Consider the following 18711-nt stretch of genomic DNA (forward strand, 5'->3'; position numbering starts at 1 on the left):
GGCCTGCGTTTGCCGTCGGTGCGTCTGCGCGCGTGCCTGCATGCGCAGTTGGGCGTGGCTTTCATGCGCCCGTCATATCCCCTTCGATCCGATGCCCTGTTTTTATCATTCTTGAAAACAGGAGTCTTTTATATGTCACAAGCATCACACGCAACACCAGCCAAACGCATCGCCTTCATCCAGGCGGGCTGGCACCGCGACATCGTCGCGCAATGCAGGCTGTCGTTTATCGCGGAAATGGCCGCGCTGGGCTTCGCCGAGAGCGATATCGACGTCATCGACGTCGCCGGCGCCTTTGAAATCCCCCTGCATGCGCAAGTGCTGGCCAAAAGCGGCCGGTACGCGGCGATTGCCGCTTCCGCCCTGGTGGTGGACGGCGGCATCTACCGCCATGATTTCGTCGCCGATGCCGTCATTTCCGGCATGATGCAGGTGCAGCTGGCGACGGGCGTGCCCGTGCTGTCGGCCGTGCTGACCCCGCACCACTTCCATGCGGGCCAGGAGCACCAGGCATTCTACTTCCAGCACTTCAAGGTCAAGGGCGTGGAACTGGCGACGGCCTGCGCCGCCACCATCCATTCGCTGCAGCGGCTGGCGCAACCGGCCAGCGCGCCGCAGGCGGCGCTGGCAGCCTAGCAGCCGGCCTGCCGTGAATCGATAGTGCCTGTGGGGCCAGCACATGTTGCCATGGGCTGGCCCCATTTCCTTATGCCGCCTGCCGCAGCAGCGCGTCGAGCCTGCGCTGCGCCTCTTCCAATGGCCGGCGGTCGATCCAGCTGTCGATGTCGACGTCTCGGTCGAGAAAACCGTGCTGCAATTGAAAATCCTTCTGCTGGCGGAACAGCGCCACCTTGTCGTCGGACAGGTCGGGCGCCAGGGTCAGGTGAAAACCGTCGCGGTAGGCTTCGGCCACGGCGTCGGCGCCGGCCCGCGTCTCGCCCTGCAGGATGGCCAGCACATCTTCTTTGTGGCTGCGCGCCCAGTGCGCGGCGCGCAAGGTCTGCGTCAAAAAGCGCACGACCAGCTCGAAATGCTGTTCCAGCATGGATGCATGCACGGTGATCGGGCGCGGCGTGCCGTTGTTGACGCGGAAGCGCCGGTCGGGCAGGGCGTCGATGTCGATTCCCACTTCCAGCCCCGCCGCGCGGGCCGCCTCGGCCGCCGCCGCGCCTTTTACGTAGACGGCATCGACTTCGCCGCGCAGCAGCGGCGCGATGCCTTGCCACAGTCCCGCGCCGAGATTGGCTTGCGCCGGCGCCTCGCCGCCCACCTCCACCAGTTGCACGTCGTCGAGCGTGAGGCCGGCCGACGCCAGCACGCCCTTGTAGCCGGCCAGGCTCATGCCGCGCGCGATGCTGCGCCCGCGCCGGTTCTCGCGCAAGTCCTCGGCGCGGAAGGCGGGCAGCGCCAGGCGCTTGCCCTGCAGCTGCGCGGGCGTGGCGATGCCGGAACCGGGGCGCACGAGGATGGCTTGCCATTCGTCGATCCAGGTCAGGCCGATCAGGCGCGTGGGCGCCCCTTGTGCGCGCGCGGGCAGGGCCAGCAGGTTGCCGCCTTCGCGCACGAGCGTGGACAGACCGTGGTCGTAGTGGTGGCGCGCCAGCTCGCCGCCCACTTCCTGCAGCGTCTTTAACGCGATGCCGTCGCGGGCGAATTCCTCGTCCAGCCAGCCCAGTTTATAGGCCAGGCCCGTGGCCGTGGGCACGGGGCAGCGGGTGAACCAGACGGTATCGACGGCGGGGGCGGTTGCGGTAGTCATGGGATTCTTTCGTGGTGGGTGGAGCCTGTAACCGTGCAGGAAACGTGCCCGCGCCGCTTGCTGGCTTGCCGACAGCCGCTGCGCACAACGCTGCTGCGGCGCCAGCAGCCGCTGTTGCGCAGGCAGCAGCGCTCCGCCATTTTTGCGGCCCCGGCGCTGGCACGCGTCTTGCGAAAGTAGACGGTAGACGAAACCCGGTCTCAACCTCTTTACCGAATGGAGCATGACATGACGGACGTGGCACAAGCACAAGCACCAGAGCAAGTACAAACCCAGGAGTTGACGGCGGCCGAACGGGCCTTCGTGGAGCAGGTGCGGCGCGATGCGCAGACCGCCTTCGACGGCTTGCGCGAGACGGGCAGTCTGACGGCCAACGGCACGGTGGGCTTTGTCGAGCGCACGCCCGCTGGCGACAAGGTGGTGGTGGTCAACGATCCCGGCCCGTTCCGCCGCGGCCAGCCCCTGAAGGCGGCCGTGCTGGCGCTGGACGGCACGGTGCTGTTCGGCGACGCCAACAACGGCGGCGCACGCTATTTAAAGCTGTTCCGCGAGCGGCCCGAGATCACGTCGATCTCGCACGTGCACTCGCCATCGCTGGGCGCGTGGGCGCAGACGCACCGCACCTTGCCGATCCGCTACGTGCCCGTGCAGCGCTACCAGCTGGTGCGCGAAATCCCCATCTATATCGACCGCCGCCAGCCGGAAGTCGATTTCATCCTCGGCGAAATCGCCCGCAATACGCATACCACGGCCATTCTGGAAGCGAATGGCGGGGCCACCGTGTGGGGCAAGCAGGGCTTGCTGAAGCTGGCCGAATTCATCCTGCTGCTGGAAGAGGGCGCAAAAATCCAGATCGCGGCCGAAGCCATCGGCGGTTCGCGCGACTTCGGCCCGGGCGTGCTGCTGCAGCAATGGAAGATGAGCAAGCTGATCGACACGGCGCGCGCGCTGTCCTTGTTGCCTGCCACCGACCTGGTGTAACCCTTACAAGAACAGGCTCGCAATGTCATTGAAATTCTTACGTTTGAGCTGGCGCAAAGTCGTCGCCGCCGCCCTGGCGGCCAGCGTGCTGGCGCCAGCCATCGCGGCGGCCGATCCGCTGCCGGCCGCCGTGCGCATCGCCGTCGTGGCGCGCACGGCGCCGTCCGGCAAGACCGTGTTTGCCGGTTCTGCCGCCCAGGTGGCCGCGCAAGGCTGGCTGGCGGCCGAACTGGGCAAGCTGGGCGTGAAGCTGGAATGGGTGCCCGTCACCACCAATTCCGTGGCGACGCAAGTCAACGAGGCGTTTGCCAACCACTCGATCGACCTGGCCCAGTATGGCGACCTGCCATCGATCATCGCCAATGCCTCGGGCTTGCAGACGCGGCTGATTTTGCCTGGCGGCAGCTTCAGCAACACCTACCTGGTGGTGCCGAACGGCTCGACGGCCCGCTCGATCAAGGATTTGAAGGGCAAGAAGATCGCCCTGCACCGGGGCCGGCCGTGGGAATACCCATTCGCGCGCCTGCTCGAAGCGAATGGCATGACCTTGCGCGACGTCAAGATCCTCAATCTGAACCCGCAGGCGGGCGCGGCGGCCGTGGCGACGGGCGGCGCCGATGCCTTCTTCACCCTCAGCGATGCTTTCCTGCTGGAAGATAAAAAGGTGGGCAAGATCATCTGGTCCAGCAAGGCGCCGCCGCAGGACTGGAAGATGCGCGCCGAACTGTGGGCCGACAGCGGCTTCCTGCAACGCTGGCCGCAGCTGGCCCAGCTGGTGGTGACGGCGTATGTGCGCGAGCACCACCGGGCCGCCGGCGCCGGTGGCGAAGACGAGTACGTGCGCACGGAGGCATCCGCCGGCCAGGTGGAAAGCGTGGTGCGGCGCGAACTGGCGGGCGACCATACGCCATGGCAGGCGCGCTGGTCGCCCCTGTTTACGGCCAGCCTGCGCCAGCATTACGTGGGCGAGGCGGCGTATGCGAAGAGCGCGGGGCTGATCGGGCGTCCCCTGCAAGTCGACAGCCTGTTCGCGCCCCAGTTCGTCAACCAGGCGCTGGCGCAGCTGAAATTGCAAGCGTACTGGTCGCCATGACGTCCCTTTCCATCGCCTTGCCGCGCGCCCCTGCGCCCGCGCCCGCAGCGCCTAGTCCGTGGCTGCAGCGCTTTATCCGCTCGCGCTGGTCCGTGTGGGCCTCGCCGCTCGCCTTGCTGCTGCTGTGGACGGCCGCCACCACCTTCGAATGGATGCCCGCGCACATCCTGATGTCGCCCTGGCAAGTATTGCTGACGGCGGCAGACCTGGCCGAGAGCGGCGAACTGGGCCAGCACCTGGGCATCAGCCTGTTCCGCCTGCTGGCCGGTTTCGGCCTGGGCGCCAGCGCCGGCCTGGCCTTCGGCGTCGTGCTGGGCCTGTCTCCAGGCTTGCGCAGCTATGTCGACCCCACGTTCAATATCCTGCGCCAGCTGCCGACCGTGGCCCTGATCCCTTTGTTTATCTTGCTGTTCGGCATAGGCGAGAGTTTCAAGGTGTTTATCGTGGCCAAGGCCAGTTTTTTCATCGTGGCGCTGGCCGTGCATGACGCCATCCGCAACCTGTCGCAGCGCTACTTTGAGGTGGCGCAAGTGTATTGCTTTTCGCGCTGGCAGCGCATCCGTTTCATCGTCCTGCCCGCCATCGTGCCGGCCGCGCTGACGGGCATGCGCATCGCCCTGTCGCGCTCGTGGATGGTGCTGGTGGGCGCGGAATTGCTGGCTGCCGACAGCGGCCTGGGCCAGATGATGGAAATGGGCCGGCAAATGTTCCGCCTCGACGTGGTGATGGTGGGCGTGGTGCTGACGGGCGTGATCGGCTTCGGCCTGGACCGGCTTTGCCATGCGCTGGAGGCAAGATTGATGCGCTGGAAGCGTAATGGGGATGGTAAGGGAGGCGCCGCATGAGGCAACGTTTAGTGTTGGTGATCAAGGGCGCGCTGCTGCCGCTGGCCTTGCTGGGCGCCTGGCAATGGGCCTCCGGGCAGGGTGCTGCCGCCGCCTACATCTTCGTCTCGCTGGGCGATCTGGCGCACAGCCTGCGCGACCTGGTCTTGACGGGCGAGCTGTGGGTGCATCTGCGCGCCAGCCTGGGACGCACGCTGGCCGGACTGTTGCTGGGCGGCAGCGCCGGCATCGTTACGGGCGCGCTGATGGCGCAGTCGCCGCTGGCGGACCGCCTCATCGGCCCGCTGTTCCACAGCATCCGCCAGGTCCCCCTGCTGGGCCTGATTCCACTGCTGGGCTTGTGGGTGGGCAATGGCGACGGCGCCAAGTTGCTGGTGATCGCCATCGCCGCCTTTTATCCTACCGTGCTCAACACGTATGCGGGCATGCGCCAGGTCGAGGGGCGCTTGCGCGAGGTGGGACAGGTGCTGACCCTGACGCGCTGGCAGACCTTGCGTCAGATTCTGTTGCCAGGTGCCATGCCTGCCATCGTCACCGGTGTCACGCATGCGCTGGCGTTCGCCTGGCTGGCTTGCCTGGGCGGCGAACTGCTGTTTGCGGCCGGCCCCGGCATGGGTTCCTTGCTGCTCAACGGCGAAGTGTCGGGGCGCATGGATGTCGTGCTGCTGGCCGTGCTCGTGATCGCCTTGCTGGCGCAGGCGATGAACGTGGCGTTTGCGCGTCTCGCGCGTTTGCTGGTGAAGGGGCGCAGCAGTGAGTAAATCCCTGCCATTCCAGCCAGACGCGGCCGTCAGTGCCCGCGAAGGGGAGTTGCGCGCCTTCCTGCTGCGCTTTATCGGCCTGACCCTGCTGTCGGGCGTGACCATCGGCATGAACAAGGTGCTGGCCACCTTGCTGGGCTTGCATTTGCACGTGAGCAATTTCCAGCTGGCCGCGATCAGCAGCGCGGAAACCCTGGCCATGGCGCTGGGCACCATTCCTGCCGGCTATATCTTGTCGCGCGGCAATCCGAAGCACCTGTACGCGGGCGTCAGCCTGAGCCTGGCGCTGGCCTTTTGCGTGCTGCCGTGGCTGCCCGGCTGGCAATGGGTGGCCCTGCTGATGTTTCTCGTGGGACTGTGCATCTCGCTGCGCATCGTGGCCATGAGCACGGTGTTTCTCGTGCGCCTGCCGGAACTGGGGCAGGGCAAGGCGGGCTGGTACAAGGGTACATTAATCCTCGGCATGCAGTTCCTCGGGCCCCTCTGCGGCAATTACCTGATCGCCCAGCTGGGCTTGAAGGCGGGCTTCCTGATTTCCGCCCTGATGTTCGCCATCCTGGCGCTGCTGGGCTGGCAAGTGTTGCCTGACAACACGGCACCCCGCAAGCCGGCGGGACAGGGTGCGCTGCCCGGTGCGGCCAGCCTGCGCGAACTGCTGCGCCTGCCCATCGTGCGCGTGACTTACCTGTTTGAAATCCTTGCCAGCTTCACGGCATCCAGCGTGGGCGTGTTTTCCATCCTGCTGGCCATCCGCGTGCTGCACTGGCCTGCGCACCACTCCGTCTGGCTGATGGCCGTGCAGGGACTCAGCTGCGTGCTTGTACTGCTGTTCCTGGGGCGTTTCGTGCTGGCCAGCCGCTACCGCGAGCAGCTGTATGGCGGCGCGCACCTGGCCATCATGGGGGCCTTGCTGATCCTGGGTCTGTGGCCCTCCAGCATCGCTTACCTTGCTGCCTCAGTGCTGCTGGGATTGGGCCTGGGCGTGAATAACCTCGTCAATACGGACAATATCGCCCGCGCCCCCGTCGACAAGGCTCGCGTTTCCGCCCACTTGACCCTGTTCGGCATGGTGGGCGGCACGGCCGGCGCGCTGGCGGCGGGCCGCCTGGCCGACCTGACGGGCTTGCGCAATGTGTTCCTGATCTGGCTGGCTCCCTGGCTGGCCGCCTGGCTGGTTTTCCACGGCAGCCGCTGGCTGCGCCGGGCGCCGCCCGCCGCCATTCCTTCCCTAGCCCCCACCGCAGAGAGTGCGCCATGAATGATTTTGTTTCCCCTTCGGCCTTGTCGCCGCAACAGCAGCACCTGAGCGGCGGCTTGCAAGTGCAGCACGTGAGCAAGTCGTTTTCCCTGAAAGGCGCGCCGCTGCCCGTGCTCGACGATATTTCGCTGACCATCGCGCCCGGTGAATTCGTCGCCATCGTCGGCGCCTCCGGTTGCGGTAAATCAACCCTGCTGCGCCTGCTGGCTGGCCTCGATACGGATTACACGGGCTTGCTGCTGCACGACGGCGTGCCGATCCGCGGCACGGATTTGCGCCGGGGCCTCGTATTCCAGGATCACCGATTGTTTCCCTGGCTGACGGTGCAGCAAAACGTGGCCGTGGCCTTCAGCAATACCCGTGTGCCGCTGGCCGAGCGGGCCGCCCGCGTGGCGGCGGAAATCACGCGCGTGGGCCTCGACGGCTATGCGGATGCCTATCCGCATCAGTTGTCTGGCGGCATGTCGCAGCGGGCCGCGATTGCCCGTGCCCTCGTCGGGCGGCCCGACGTGCTGCTGCTGGACGAACCGCTGGGCGCGCTCGACGCGCTGACCCGCTTGCGCCTGCAGCAAGAGCTGCGCCGCCTGTGGCAGGACGAGGGCATCACCATGGTGATGGTCACGCATGACATCGACGAAGCCGTCTACCTGGCCGACCGCATCGTCGTGCTCGATGCCCGTCCCGGCAAGGTGCGCCGCGTGCAGGACGTGCCGCTGGCCCACCCGCGCCAGCGAGGTTCCGCTGGCTTTGTCGCCATCCGCGACGGCTTGCATGCGGATTTCAGCGACCTGGACGACACGCATGCGCCCGTGGCGCAGGACGTGGATCCCAGCAGCTTGTGGGATGGCAATGAATGGGCGCGCAGGATGGCGCTGTAGTTTTTTTTGATATCGATCAACCTGGAGAGACAGCATGAGCAATGAAAGTCAGGCAGCAAACCAAGCACTCGACACCCTGTGGTACACGCGCTGCCCCGTCCCGACGGGCCTGGGGATAGCTTTGCAGCAAGGCTGGCTGGAAGAGGCATTGCGCGCCGACGGCACCAGCTTGCGCTCCTTGCGCGAGTCGGAGCAGGAAGCCGTGCGCGAATCGCATTTCGACCATACCCTGCAAAATTCCGTGCGCCACGGCGGCAATATTCCCGCCTTGTGGGCCAGGGCGGCGGGGCGCGACACGCGCGTGATCGGCCTGTCGTGGTCGGATGAGACGCAGCTGATCCTGACACTGCCCGGCAGCGGCATTCAGACGGTGCGCGACTTGAAGGGCCGGCGTTTCGGCTTGCCCCTGTGGGCCAGGGCGCAGATCGACTTTGCGCGGGCGCAAGCCTTGCGGGGGCTGGAAAACGCGCTGAGCCTGGAAGGTTTGACGGTTGCCGACGTGGAACTGGTCGATTATGTGATCCAGGCGGGCCAAAGCGAAACGCCGCCGGAGCGGGGCGCGGCAACGAATCTGTTCAGCGGCGCGCGGCGCGGCGGGCAAAGTCCCGAGCTGCTGGGCTTGCTGCGGGGCGAGGTCGACGCCATCTTCCTGAAAGGCGCGTCGGCCGCCCAGCTGGCGCAGCAGTTCGGTTTGCACACGGTGATCGACACGGGCAGCCATCCGGAACCCTTGATCCGCGCCAACAATGGCACGCCGCGCACCTTGAGCGTCGATGCGCACTTGCTGGACAATCATTTCAGTTCTGCCGTGACCCTGGTCGAGCAAGTGCTGCGGGCCGAAGCGTGGGCGCGCGGCCATGCGGACGAGACGCGCCGCTTCCTCGCGCGCGAATCGAATGCCAGCGAGCACTGGGTGCAAGTGGCGTACGGCAAAGATGCCCATCTGCGCCTGGACACGGACCTGGCGGAAACGTCGGTTGCCGGCTTGCAGGATTTCAGCGACTTCTTGTTCCGCTGGAATTTTCTGCCCAGCAAGGTCGATGTGCGCGCGTGGATCGATCCCCGTCCTTTCGACGCGGCGCTGGCGCAAGCGCGCCGCGCGGCCTGAGCGGGAAGCACGTCAACGGTGGCCATGTTCGATGATGAGGAGAATGCGATGCGGCGACGCACGGTGATGGGCGGGCTGGCCTTGCTGCCCCTGGCGGGAAAGGCGGCCTCGGCGGCGAAAGCGGCGGGGGCGCCGCCGGCGGCCCTGCGCATCGCCTCGACGGGCTTTGCGGAAAACGGCAAGGCGGAACTGGGCGGCATCGCTTACCGCGTGCAGCAGGAAGGCTGGCTGGCCCGCGAACTCAAGCTGCGCGGCGTGCGGCTGGAATGGCTGCCCGTCACGGGCGACACGGGCGCGACCATGAACGAGGCGTTCGCCAGCGGGCGCATCGACATGGCCGCCTATGGCGACTTGCCGTCCGTCATACTCAACGCGGGCGGCGTGCGCACGCAGGTGATCGTGCCGGCGGGGCGCGGCACGGACCAGTTCCTGCTGGTGCCCACCGGCTCGCGCGCCACGTCCCTGGCCGAGCTGAAGGGCAAGCGCATCAGCGTGCACCGGGGCCGGCCGTGGGAACTGGGCTTGCGCCAGCTGATCGCCGACCAGCGCATGTCGCCCACGGATTTTCGCCTGATTAACATGGACCTTAAACCGGGCACGGCCGCGCTGGCCACGGGCGCCGTCGACGCCTTGTTCATGATCAATGGCTATCCGCTGGAAGACAAGGGCATCGGCCGCATCATCTGGTCCAGCAAGGGCTTGCCGGAGAGAAAAATGCGCGCGGAACTGTGGGCGCGGCGCGACTTTACGCAAGCCCATCCCGACATCGCCGAACTGGTGGCCACGGCCTGGTTGCGGGCCCAGCATTGGGCGGCGCTCGATGGCAACCGCGAGGCGATCATCAAGGATGGCACGCGCAACGGCACGCCCGACAGCGTCGTGCGGCGCAGCTACGACGATCCGGGCTTGCAGTGGAAGGAGCGCTGGTCGCCGCTGTACGACGACGCTGTCTACCGCCATTACCGCCGCGTGCTGGCGTTTGCGCAGGAGCAAAAGCTGATCCGCCAGCCCCTGACGGCGGAGGAATTGCTGGAACCGCGTTTTGTCGCGGCAGGCTTGAAAAAGCTGGGCCTGGCCAATTACTGGGAACCGGCCAAGGTGTAGTGCTCGCGTGGGACGTGGCTCAGTGCGGCAGGCACACGCGCCCGGCCACGACCTTGTCCGTGTCGTCGCCCGCATGCGCGCGCAGTTGCAGCAGCATCAGCGCCACGCCCAGCATCAGCGCCGCAGCGCAGAGTTTCTTGTGCATCGTCGTTCCCGTTTTCACTATCTATGAAGGTGTGCAGCGATATTATTGCCGAAATTCATCGTGCGGGCTGAGCAAGTGCCAAGCGTGCTTTACAATTATGCATCTTGCGCATCCGCGCCATCTGAATTGTATGCATAGTATGTGAAGGGAATGACAAGCCTGTGACTTCCAAGCCGATCAAGATCGCCGCCACCGTTGTCGTGGCTCTCGCCGCTGGGGCCGGCATTTATAGCTACACCCGTCCGGCCGCCACCGCCACGCCCGGTGCCCCGGCTTCGGGCAGCCCTGCCGCCGCGCCGCACTCCGCCGTCGACACGGCCGCCGTGGCCAGCCAATTCCGCGACTTGCTGGGCAATTTCCGCAAGATCATCGTGCTGCTGGCCGACGAGCAAAGCTTGCCCGAAGGCGCGCGCGACGAAGCCCGTAAAGTGGGGCAGGCGCTGTTCCATGAAAACCAGGAACGCATCGCCAAGCTCGATGCAGCGCTCGATCAACTGACGGCGCCCACCAATCCGGGCCGCTTCGAAGCGCTCGACAGCCTGCTCACCTATATCGAATCCGATCCCGGCCTGTATGACGCGGACCGCCTGGCTTTCCGCGAACTGCTGCAAAGCATGCTGGCCGACGTGGCCAAGGACTCGTCCTTGCCGGCGATCAAGCTTCACAAGCGCATTTCCGAAGACCTCGACGCGCTGGGCGAGATCGAGCGCAATTACGAGAAGGAAATCCGGCAAATCTTCGGCAACCTGGGCCAGCGGTCCATCGAACTCAAGCGTGAACGGTGGGATGATTATGTGGCGCAGCTGAAAAAACTGTACAGCCGCGAACAGATTCTGAAGGAAAACGGCATCGTCGTGCCGTATGCCGTTCCTCCCGCCGGCTCCATGCCCGAAGCCAAGCCGGCGCCAAAAAAAGATGAGGCGGAAATCTTCGGCCTGGGCTTGCCGAAGAAAACCATCGTGCTGACCTTCGACGACGGCCCGCACCGCCGTTACACGGAAGAAATCAGCGCCATTTTGAAACAGTATGGCGTGCCGGCCGTGTTCTTCAATGTGGGACGCAACCTGGGCAGCCTGGACGCGGAAGGCCATGCCAAGCTGGGCGCGGGCGCGGAAGTGAGCCGCAAGCTGATGAAAGAGGGCTATGCCGTGGGCAACCACAGTTTCAGCCACGCACAGTTGTCGAAGCAGACAGGCGACAAGCTGAAAGGCGAAATCCTCGGCACCGACACTTTATTGAAAGCCATCAGCCCCGAGCGGGCCGCGCTGTTCCGCTTTCCGTATGGCGCGCGCAACAGCGAAGGCATGGCCGCGCTGGCCGACGCGCATCTGAAATCCGTGATGTGGAATATCGATTCGCTGGACTGGGCCGACCCCGTGCCCAGCTCGATCACGAACCGGGTGCTGGCGTCCGTCGACAAGGCGGGACGCGGCATCGTCCTGTTCCACGACATCCACGAGCGCACGGTGAAAGCCTTGCCGGCCGTGCTCGACAAGCTGATCGCCGAAGGCTATCAATTCGCGGGCTGGGATGGCACGAGTTTCCAGGTGGCAAAAAGCACGGCGCCCGCGCCCGAGAAAGTGCCTGTGACCACCGGTTACGCCAATTCCTGGGCCGTCGTGATCGGCATCGACGATTACGCCAAGTGGCCGAAATTGCAATATGCGGTGCGCGATGCGCAAGGCATCCGCGAAACGCTGATCGAGAAATTCGCGTTCGCGCCCGAGCGCGTCGTGACCCTGAAGAATGGCGAAGCGACGCGCAACAATATCCTGGCCGCTTTCCACGACAAGCTGGCCCATGGCGGCGTGCAAAAGAATGACCGCATCTTCGTCTTCTTCGCCGGCCACGGCGCCACGCGCAAACTCAGTTCCGGGCGCGACCTCGGCTACATCGTTCCCGTCGATTCCGACCCGGCGCAGTTCGCCACGGATGCGATTCCGATGACGGAAATCCAGAATATCGCGGAAAGTCTGACGGCCAAGCATGCGTTCTTCGTCATGGACGCCTGCTACAGCGGCCTGGGCCTCACGCGCGGCGCCGGTTCCAGCTCTTTCCTGCGCGACAACGCCAAGCGCATCGGCCGGCAAATGCTGACGGCTGGCGGCGGCGACCAGCTGGTCGCCGACGGCGGGCCGAACGGCCACTCCGTGTTCACGTGGACCCTGCTGCAAGGCCTGGCGGGCAAGGGGGATCTCAATGGCGACGGCCTCATCACGGCCACGGAACTGGCGGCCTACGTGGCGCCGGCCGTGTCCAGCGTATCGAACCAGACGCCCGCGTTCGGCAGCTTGCCCGGTTCGGAAGGGGGCGATTTCGTCTTCGAATTGCCGGGCGAGACGGAATTCCTCAGCCCGAACACGACGCAGCTGTCGACGGAAGCCATCGCGCTGAACAGCAAGCTCGACGCCAAGCCGCAAGCGGCCAGCGTGACGGTGAAGGATTTGCAGGGCGGCGAACAGAAGATCGTCACGCCGGGCGCCGTACCGACCTCGACGCGCCAGCTGGCGCAGCGGGCCAACGACCGGGGCTTGCAGTTGTACAAGGAGAAACAGTACGCGCAGGCGGAAGCGCAATTTACGGAAGCGCTGAAATTGCGCCCCGACTTCGCGCTGGCCGCCAACAACCTGGGCTTTGTTTTCTACAAGCAGGAAAAATACCGCGAAGCGGCCCGCTGGTTTGAAAACACGGTCAAGATGGACCCGTCGCGCGCCATTGCCTATTTGAACCTGGGCGACGCCTATGCCAAGGCCGGCGATGCGGCCAAGGCGAAAGCGGCCTATAAAACCTATCTGGAACTGGCGCCGACGGCCTCGACGGCGCCGGCCGTGCGGCAAAAGATGGAAAAGCTGTAAGCGTGTCCACCGTCCACGTGTTTGCCTGCAGCGGCCGCTTTGCCAGCTGGGAAGTGCTGCAGGCCTATCTGGCGCCCGCCTACACGGAAGATGGCGACGCCGTGCCGTCGCCATTCTTCTTGGAAACGGGCCTCACGCAGTACGAGCCGGCCTGCATCGAGAGCGCGCTGCTGGCCGCGCCCGCGCCGCTGGCAGAATTGCTCGACGGCGCGTCGTATGGCGATAGCTGGCTGGCGCAGGCCAGCGCGGACGCGGATGGGCAGAAAGTGCTGGCCGACACGGCCGTGTGCGTGTTTGCGCCCAATCAACTGGCGCACCCGCAGCGCAGCTCGCTGCATTATGTGGGCAGCTACCATTACGAGCTAGACGGTTGACCGCCATTCCCGCGTTCTTCGTGCAATAGCTTGTTGACGCTGGCCAGCAGGCTGGTGCCCGAGGTGGTGATGAAGCGGGCGCCGGCCGCTTCCGCTTCCGTGCCGTAGCTGGCCAACGTATCCTTGCTGCAATACACGATGATCGGTAATGCGGGCTGTGCCTGCCGCACTTCGCGCACCGTGCGCACGCCCGCATCCTTGATGCGCCGGCGGTTTTCCACCCGCGCCATGTCCGTGATGAGCAGCGCATAGGGCTTCTGTTGCAGCATGGTCAGTGCCTGCCGCGTCGAGACGGCCTGGTCCACCTTGATGTTTTCCCGTTCCAGCTGTTCCACCAGCAAGGTATTGTTGCGCGGGTGGTCGTCCAGCCACAGCACGAGACTGGACGGCTTTTCCGCCGTCGGCATGCCGGCCAGGGCCGTGACGGTGGCGCCGCCGTCCGGCGGATGGGCCAGCAGCAGCTGCGTGACGGCTTCCTGCATGTCGTCGAGCGACTTTTGCTGCAAACGGCTCAGTTCCGTCACTTCGATTTCCTTGCCGCTTTCCAGGCGTACGGATTCGTTTTTGACGAGGCTGTCGGCGCGCTTGATCATGATGGACAGGTAAATGCGCGTGAGCAGGTAGCCGATCAAAAAACCGTGCACGGAAAAGAACAGCATGATGCCGCCGACGATGGCCATGGCCGTGGGCGTGTCCGTGGCCAGGCTGGGCGCGATGAAGGCGGCCATGCTGCGCGCGCTGCCGGGCAGGCTTTTGAGCTCGATCAAACCCACGCCGACGATGATTTTCGTCAGCCAGTCCGACACTTCCACCAGGTTCGAATTGATTTCCATGGGCGTAGGCGTGCCCAGGAACAAGGTATTGCTGGGGTTGCCGGCCGCCGCCTCGGCTCCGGCGGCGGGCGGTTCGTCCGCGGAGCGGCCCTTGCCATTGGCCCGCTCGTCGGGCGGCGCGGCATTGACGGTGCCCGACGGCAGGCTGCGCGGTATGCCGAACAAAAAGCCCAGCAGCATGCCGCTGACGCAAAAGCCCAGGCTCCACAACAGGGCTGGCACGGCATGGTAATACGGCGGCAGCAGGGCGCCCGCCAGCACGGCCAGCAAGCCCGCCAGCAGGATGAACAGCAGGATATACGGCAGCACGTCGCGCTTGCGCACGGCCGCCGTGGCCATTTTGCCCGCCTTGTCGGCGCTGTCGTTCAGGTCCACGGTCGCTCCTTGAAAAAGACTGAATCCAGGCAGCCGGCCTGCCGCGTATATATCCCGTAGGAGCCTGTACTGACATCATAAAAAGGGGAGGCGCGATGCAATTGATAAAACGCAAACAGATGGCAGCTTGTGCCTTGTTGCTGCTGGCCGGCGCCGGCAAGGCGGCTGCGCCGGAGGCCGCATCGTCCACGGATGCGTCGCGCACCGTGCGCGTGACGGGCCATTACGACAACGCCGTCGGCACCTCGGACGCGGCCAGCCAGGGTGTCATCACCCGGGACCTGATCGTCAACCGGCCCGCCTTGCGCACGGGCGAATTGCTGGAATTCGTGCCAGGACTCATCGTCACCCAGCACAGCGGCGACGGCAAGGCCAACCAGTATTTCCTGCGCGGCTTTAACCTCGACCACGGCACGGATTTCGCCACCTGGGTCGACGGCATGCCCGTCAACATGCGCACGCATGCGCATGGGCAAGGCTATTCCGACCTCAATTTCCTCATTCCCGAGCTGGTACAGCGCATCGACTACAAGAAGGGGCCGTATTTCGCCGGCGAAGGCGATTTCGCCTCGGCGGGCGCGGCGCGCATCCGCCTGGCCGACAGATTGCCGCAAGGCCAGGCCAGTGTGTCCGTGGGCCAGCATGGCTATGTGCGGGGTGTCGTGGCCGATTCCGTCGCTGCCGGCCCCGGCACCCTGCTGTACGGCCTGGAAGTGAACCGCAACAACGGCCCGTGGGACGTGCCGGAGCGCGTGCGCAAGGTCAGCGGCGTGCTGCGCTACAGCCAGGGCACGCCGGACGACGGGGTCAGCGTGACGGGCATGGCGTATCGCAACAGCTGGAACGCCACGGACCAGGTGCCGCTGCGCGCCGTGGCGTCCGGCCAGATCGGCCGCTTCGGCAGTCTGGCGCCCAGCGACGGGGGAGATACGTCGCGCGCCAGCCTGTCGTACGCCATGCGCCGGCGCACGGAAAACCGTTTGTTCGAGCTGGACGCCTACCTGATCCGCTCGCAGCTGGAACTCAACAGCGATTTCACGTATTTCCTGGCCAACCCGGCCACGGGCGACCAGTTCCAGCAAAGCGAGCGCCGCACGGTGGCGGGCGTGAACGCCAGCGAAAGCTGGACCACCGAGCTGGCGGGGTTTTCCATGCGCAACAAGCTCGGCGTGCAGGCGCGCCATGACCGCCTGTCGCCCGTGGGCCTGTACAACACGGTGGACAGAGTGCGGCAAAGCACGGTGCGCGAAGACAAGGTGCGCGAGGCCAGCATCGGCCTGTACGGCGAAAACACGACACAATGGCTGCCTTGGCTGCGTTCCGTGGCGGGCCTGCGCTATGACGCCTACCGTTTCAAGGTGGCCAGCAGCATAGCCGGCAACAGCGGTACGGCGCAGGACCACGTGGTGTCGCCCAAGCTGTCCCTGATACTCGGTCCCTGGAGCCAGACGGAATTTTTCGTGAACTACGGCAAGGGTTTCCATAGCAACGATGCGCGGGGCACGACGCAGACGCGCTTGCCCGATGGCACGCCTTCCGCGCCCGTCACGCCCCTGGTGCCGACCAGGGGCATGGAACTGGGCGCGCGCACGGAATGGCTGCCGGGCCTGCAAAGCTCGCTGGCCCTGTGGCGCCTCGATCTCGCGTCGGAACTGCTGTTCGTGGGCGACGCGGGCGAGACGCAGCCGAGCCGCGCCAGCCGCCGCCATGGCATCGAGTGGAACAACCATTATGTTGCCGCGCCGTGGCTGCAATTCGACCTGGACCTGGCAGCCTCGCGCTCGCGCTCGCGCTACACGCAAAACGATACGGCCGGCAACTTCATTCCCGGCGCGATCGGCAAGGTGGCGTCGTTCGGCGTGACGGTGACGGACCGGGGGCCGTGGTCGGGCGCCTTGCAGCTGCGCTATTTTGGCCCGCGTCCCTTGATCGAGGACAATAGCGTGCGCTCCGCCTCGACGACGCTGGCGTATGCGCGCCTCGCTTACCAGCTCAACCGCAAGACGCGGCTGTCGCTCGACGTGTTCAACCTGTTCAACAAGCGCGCCAGCGACATCGATTACTACTATGCGTCGCGCCTGCCCGGGGAGGGGGCGGACGGGGTGAACGACCGGCATTTTCATCCGGTGGAACCGCGTTCCGCGCGTTTGACCTTGGTGTATCTATTCTAGACAGGATTTATATTTTATATAGATATTAGATGGATAAATAAATAATATTAACTCGATATATTAATTATTGAAATTTAATATATTAAAACTTTCATGCAGTATCGGTTGATTTTCTTATTTTAAATATTTGATTAATTAAATCCTTTCCATATTTTACATTCATCCGTTCAATGAAGAGTGGTTCAATATTTTTCGAAAAGCCAAGGAGTCCTTGTAATCTATATTTTTCATCATCACTGAGCATATTTAAGGAAAATTTATGTATTAAGGTGCTTATTTCTCTTTTCCTTGATCTTCCTATTGAAACGATATTTGAATTTGTTATTATTAGCCCAGTTATTCTTCGTTGATATTTCTTTGATAGGTGTACAGTTTTCTTTTTATTTATTTGTAATTTTACAATTTTATTTTCCAAAATGGCCGCATTAACCAATGATGTAATTTCATCAGATCTTCCAAGTTCATTGGTTGAGAAAGTTAGATCGTCAGCATATCTACTATATGAAATATTATTCTTATTGCACCATTCATATATTTTTGCATCAAAATCGTACATTATTGCATTTGATAATATTGGGGAGCTTGGGGCTCCAATACTTAGGCATAGTCCAGATAATTCGGTATGCCTTACGCAGGATATTTGTGCCATTCTTAAAATATCAAGTTTGCTAAAGCGATGAGCGAGTTGATGGGTGAAAAATAAAACAAGATCTTTTACTTTGATGGAGGAAAAAAAATCCTTAAAGTCATACTTTGACAAAAATTCCCCTTTTTTATGCAATTCTGCATTTTTAAGTATGCTGGCTCCATTTTTATACGCAGATGCACACTCGTGCACTGGAAAGGTGGAAAATATATTCTCAATAAGCCAGTTTTGGATGAATTTTGTTTCTTTTGCGGGCTGTGCAATTGTTCTATATCCACCACTTCTCTTTTTTATCGTATAGATTTTATAAGTAAAAGGGGATCGTTGGATTATTCTATCTAACTGAGTTGTAGAAATTCCAAGTGATAGGTGGATTAAGCCAGAAAGATTGTCTATCATTTTTGTAACCCGGAGGCTGCCTGCTGTATCGCTCTAGCACGATTGCGTTGTTTCTTATCGGATTTATAAAATTCCAAACATTCCACTTGAGTCCTCAATGCGTCATGAACTGAATCTTTTAGGGAAATTCTGAGGCCGTGATATTTGAACTTGCCAATCAAAAAAAAGGTTGAATCACTATATGTCTCCTTTTTTATTAATCTGAATTTCTCAAGCAAAAATAATTTTCGACGAATGGCATCCCTGCCCAAATTAATTCCGAAAAATTCCAAATATTCAGATATTTCAGTTTCTTTTATGGCTGTAAATAAATTTATCAATTCGCATATTAATACGGCTATATGCGAGTTAAGGCTTTTTTTGAAGACTGGATGTTTGGGGATGTTATCCAAGTCTGCCTGAATGTCGTCAATCACATCGTTCACAACTTGTTCGGTAATAGTTGCCGGGTTTGATAGTGCCCAAGGATAATTTCTAACGCAATTTTCGCTATTGTCTTTTAGAAATTTCAGTATTCCTAGATTTATAAAAGACTTGATATCTTTCGTGGTTTCAAAATCACGTGACTTTATTGCAATTATTTTTTTGCTTAATTCTGGGAGTTGCGAGAAAGCACCTAACTCGGCAATGGAGCCTGGACTTTCTAATATGATGGCTACTAAAGAGCATATTCCGGCTAAGTCTTCTTCAAAGCTCATAAGATTTTGAAATATTCCGTATGAGTGCCAGTCAGTAATATCCTCTGGCCGATACGTTTCATAGTCTGGATTTGCGTGGGTGATGGCGTGCCTGAGCGAGAGAATGGGTGGTTCGTCATCACCTTCTCGTTCTTTATATTTTACAATTCCGCCACAAAGAAGAACAACATGTGTTTCGTTAAAGTCGACTCGAAGTGAGTCGACATTTATCTTACTTAAAAATATTTGACGAGGATCTGAATTTTGCTCTGACATGAAATAAGGGTTCTTTACCTAGAACAGCCGCAGCGACAATTTGCGGACTGGAGAGAGCTCGCCGAACGTAGGGCCGCAAATTGTCGCTGCGGCTCAAGTCCAAGCAATAAAATAGAGTCTGGCTAATCGCCCGACTAAATTGCAAACGATGATGAATGTCGGCAATTTTATTC

17 protein-coding genes are annotated in these 18711 nt (G+C 62.0%); 12 read left to right on the forward strand and 5 right to left on the reverse strand.

Annotated features, from left to right (window positions below; translation table 11 throughout):
* The first annotated feature begins 132 nt into the window (after nucleotides 1–132).
* The gene (locus IGS61_RS00275; protein ID WP_230537493.1) at nucleotides 133–636 is read left to right on the forward strand and encodes a 6,7-dimethyl-8-ribityllumazine synthase; all 504 of its coding nucleotides are present in this window, start codon (nucleotides 133–135) and stop codon (nucleotides 634–636) included.
* 70 nt (nucleotides 637–706) lie between these two features.
* Here IGS61_RS00275 and IGS61_RS00280 read toward each other — a convergent pair whose 3' ends face one another.
* Complete coding sequence (locus tag IGS61_RS00280) at nucleotides 707–1759, reverse strand: ABC transporter substrate-binding protein (protein WP_230537494.1); 1053 nt, start codon at nucleotides 1757–1759, stop codon at nucleotides 707–709.
* A gap of 228 nt (nucleotides 1760–1987) precedes the next feature.
* Here IGS61_RS00280 and IGS61_RS00285 point away from each other — a divergent pair, with 228 nt between their 5' ends.
* The 8 genes from IGS61_RS00285 to IGS61_RS00320 are packed head-to-tail and all read left to right on the forward strand — an operon-like array spanning nucleotide 1988 to nucleotide 9787.
* Entirely contained in the window at nucleotides 1988–2740 is a 753-nt protein-coding gene (locus IGS61_RS00285; protein WP_230537495.1) for a class II aldolase/adducin family protein, read from the forward strand.
* A gap of 22 nt (nucleotides 2741–2762) precedes the next feature.
* Entirely contained in the window at nucleotides 2763–3833 is a 1071-nt protein-coding gene (locus tag IGS61_RS00290) for a PhnD/SsuA/transferrin family substrate-binding protein (RefSeq protein WP_230537496.1), read from the forward strand.
* The gene (locus tag IGS61_RS00295) at nucleotides 3830–4678 is read left to right on the forward strand and encodes an ABC transporter permease (protein WP_230537497.1); all 849 of its coding nucleotides are present in this window, start codon (nucleotides 3830–3832) and stop codon (nucleotides 4676–4678) included. The genes IGS61_RS00290 and IGS61_RS00295 overlap by 4 nt, the downstream gene beginning before the upstream one ends.
* Entirely contained in the window at nucleotides 4675–5439 is a 765-nt protein-coding gene (locus tag IGS61_RS00300; RefSeq protein WP_230537498.1) for an ABC transporter permease, read from the forward strand. The genes IGS61_RS00295 and IGS61_RS00300 overlap by 4 nt, the downstream gene beginning before the upstream one ends.
* Nucleotides 5432–6697: an MFS transporter gene (locus IGS61_RS00305; RefSeq protein WP_230537499.1), complete on the forward strand. Its 1266-nt coding sequence runs from the start codon at nucleotides 5432–5434 to the stop codon at nucleotides 6695–6697. The genes IGS61_RS00300 and IGS61_RS00305 overlap by 8 nt, the downstream gene beginning before the upstream one ends.
* Nucleotides 6694–7575: an ABC transporter ATP-binding protein gene (locus tag IGS61_RS00310; protein ID WP_230537500.1), complete on the forward strand. Its 882-nt coding sequence runs from the start codon at nucleotides 6694–6696 to the stop codon at nucleotides 7573–7575. Before IGS61_RS00305 ends, IGS61_RS00310 begins: the two co-directional genes overlap by 4 nt.
* Nucleotides 7576–7609: 34 nt before the next feature.
* Entirely contained in the window at nucleotides 7610–8683 is a 1074-nt protein-coding gene (locus IGS61_RS00315; RefSeq protein ID WP_230537501.1) for an ABC transporter substrate-binding protein, read from the forward strand.
* A 48-nt stretch (nucleotides 8684–8731) separates the two neighbouring features.
* Nucleotides 8732–9787, forward strand: a complete 1056-nt coding sequence (locus IGS61_RS00320) for an ABC transporter substrate-binding protein (RefSeq protein WP_230537502.1) — start codon at nucleotides 8732–8734, stop codon at nucleotides 9785–9787.
* 19 nt (nucleotides 9788–9806) lie between these two features.
* Here IGS61_RS00320 and IGS61_RS27785 read toward each other — a convergent pair whose 3' ends face one another.
* Entirely contained in the window at nucleotides 9807–9932 is a 126-nt protein-coding gene (locus tag IGS61_RS27785) for a hypothetical protein (RefSeq protein WP_268993670.1), read from the reverse strand.
* A 161-nt stretch (nucleotides 9933–10093) separates the two neighbouring features.
* Between IGS61_RS27785 and IGS61_RS00325 the strand changes: the two genes are divergently transcribed.
* Together IGS61_RS00325 and IGS61_RS00330 are read left to right on the forward strand one after the other, a co-directional pair.
* Nucleotides 10094–12787, forward strand: coding sequence for a polysaccharide deacetylase family protein (locus tag IGS61_RS00325; RefSeq protein ID WP_230537503.1), 2694 nt, complete (start codon nucleotides 10094–10096; stop codon nucleotides 12785–12787).
* A 2-nt stretch (nucleotides 12788–12789) separates the two neighbouring features.
* On the forward strand, nucleotides 12790–13161 hold the full coding sequence (locus IGS61_RS00330) for an immunity 22 family protein (RefSeq protein ID WP_230537504.1): 372 nt from the start codon (nucleotides 12790–12792) through the stop codon (nucleotides 13159–13161).
* On the opposite strand, the gene IGS61_RS00335 is transcribed toward IGS61_RS00330, so the two are convergent.
* Complete coding sequence (locus IGS61_RS00335) at nucleotides 13143–14369, reverse strand: response regulator (protein WP_230537505.1); 1227 nt, start codon at nucleotides 14367–14369, stop codon at nucleotides 13143–13145. The genes IGS61_RS00330 and IGS61_RS00335 overlap by 19 nt on opposite strands.
* Nucleotides 14370–14464: 95 nt before the next feature.
* On the opposite strand from IGS61_RS00335, the gene IGS61_RS00340 reads away from it, so the two are divergent.
* A complete protein-coding gene (locus tag IGS61_RS00340; RefSeq protein WP_230537506.1) occupies nucleotides 14465–16540 on the forward strand; it encodes a TonB-dependent receptor in 2076 nt (691 codons plus the stop codon).
* A 91-nt stretch (nucleotides 16541–16631) separates the two neighbouring features.
* On the opposite strand, the gene IGS61_RS00345 is transcribed toward IGS61_RS00340, so the two are convergent.
* Both IGS61_RS00345 and IGS61_RS00350 read right to left on the reverse strand, forming a co-directional pair.
* The gene (locus IGS61_RS00345; protein WP_230537507.1) at nucleotides 16632–17585 is read right to left on the reverse strand and encodes a retron St85 family RNA-directed DNA polymerase; all 954 of its coding nucleotides are present in this window, start codon (nucleotides 17583–17585) and stop codon (nucleotides 16632–16634) included.
* The gene (locus IGS61_RS00350; protein WP_230537508.1) at nucleotides 17582–18538 is read right to left on the reverse strand and encodes a retron St85 family effector protein; all 957 of its coding nucleotides are present in this window, start codon (nucleotides 18536–18538) and stop codon (nucleotides 17582–17584) included. The genes IGS61_RS00345 and IGS61_RS00350 overlap by 4 nt, the downstream gene beginning before the upstream one ends.
* Between the last annotated feature and the right edge of the window lie 173 nt (nucleotides 18539–18711).

It is taken from the genome of Janthinobacterium sp. FW305-129 (genome assembly GCF_020858115.1).
Classification (GTDB): Bacteria; Pseudomonadota; Gammaproteobacteria; order Burkholderiales; family Burkholderiaceae_D; genus Janthinobacterium.

What these genes read in the sequence shown, in the direction of transcription:
- IGS61_RS00345 (WP_230537507.1), bottom strand. Translation starts at nt 17,585, where the DNA reads ATGATAGACAATCTTTCTGGCTTAATCCACCTATCACTTGGAATTTCT.
- IGS61_RS00290 (WP_230537496.1), top strand. Translation starts at nt 2,763, where the DNA reads ATGTCATTGAAATTCTTACGTTTGAGCTGGCGCAAAGTCGTCGCCGCC.
- IGS61_RS00300 (WP_230537498.1), top strand. Translation starts at nt 4,675, where the DNA reads ATGAGGCAACGTTTAGTGTTGGTGATCAAGGGCGCGCTGCTGCCGCTG.
- IGS61_RS00280 (WP_230537494.1), bottom strand. Translation starts at nt 1,759, where the DNA reads ATGACTACCGCAACCGCCCCCGCCGTCGATACCGTCTGGTTCACCCGC.
- IGS61_RS00310 (WP_230537500.1), top strand. Translation starts at nt 6,694, where the DNA reads ATGAATGATTTTGTTTCCCCTTCGGCCTTGTCGCCGCAACAGCAGCAC.
- IGS61_RS00295 (WP_230537497.1), top strand. Translation starts at nt 3,830, where the DNA reads ATGACGTCCCTTTCCATCGCCTTGCCGCGCGCCCCTGCGCCCGCGCCC.
- IGS61_RS00285 (WP_230537495.1), top strand. Translation starts at nt 1,988, where the DNA reads ATGACGGACGTGGCACAAGCACAAGCACCAGAGCAAGTACAAACCCAG.
- IGS61_RS00350 (WP_230537508.1), bottom strand. Translation starts at nt 18,538, where the DNA reads ATGTCAGAGCAAAATTCAGATCCTCGTCAAATATTTTTAAGTAAGATA.
- IGS61_RS27785 (WP_268993670.1), bottom strand. Translation starts at nt 9,932, where the DNA reads ATGCACAAGAAACTCTGCGCTGCGGCGCTGATGCTGGGCGTGGCGCTG.
- IGS61_RS00315 (WP_230537501.1), top strand. Translation starts at nt 7,610, where the DNA reads ATGAGCAATGAAAGTCAGGCAGCAAACCAAGCACTCGACACCCTGTGG.
- IGS61_RS00340 (WP_230537506.1), top strand. Translation starts at nt 14,465, where the DNA reads ATGCAATTGATAAAACGCAAACAGATGGCAGCTTGTGCCTTGTTGCTG.
- IGS61_RS00320 (WP_230537502.1), top strand. Translation starts at nt 8,732, where the DNA reads ATGCGGCGACGCACGGTGATGGGCGGGCTGGCCTTGCTGCCCCTGGCG.
- IGS61_RS00275 (WP_230537493.1), top strand. Translation starts at nt 133, where the DNA reads ATGTCACAAGCATCACACGCAACACCAGCCAAACGCATCGCCTTCATC.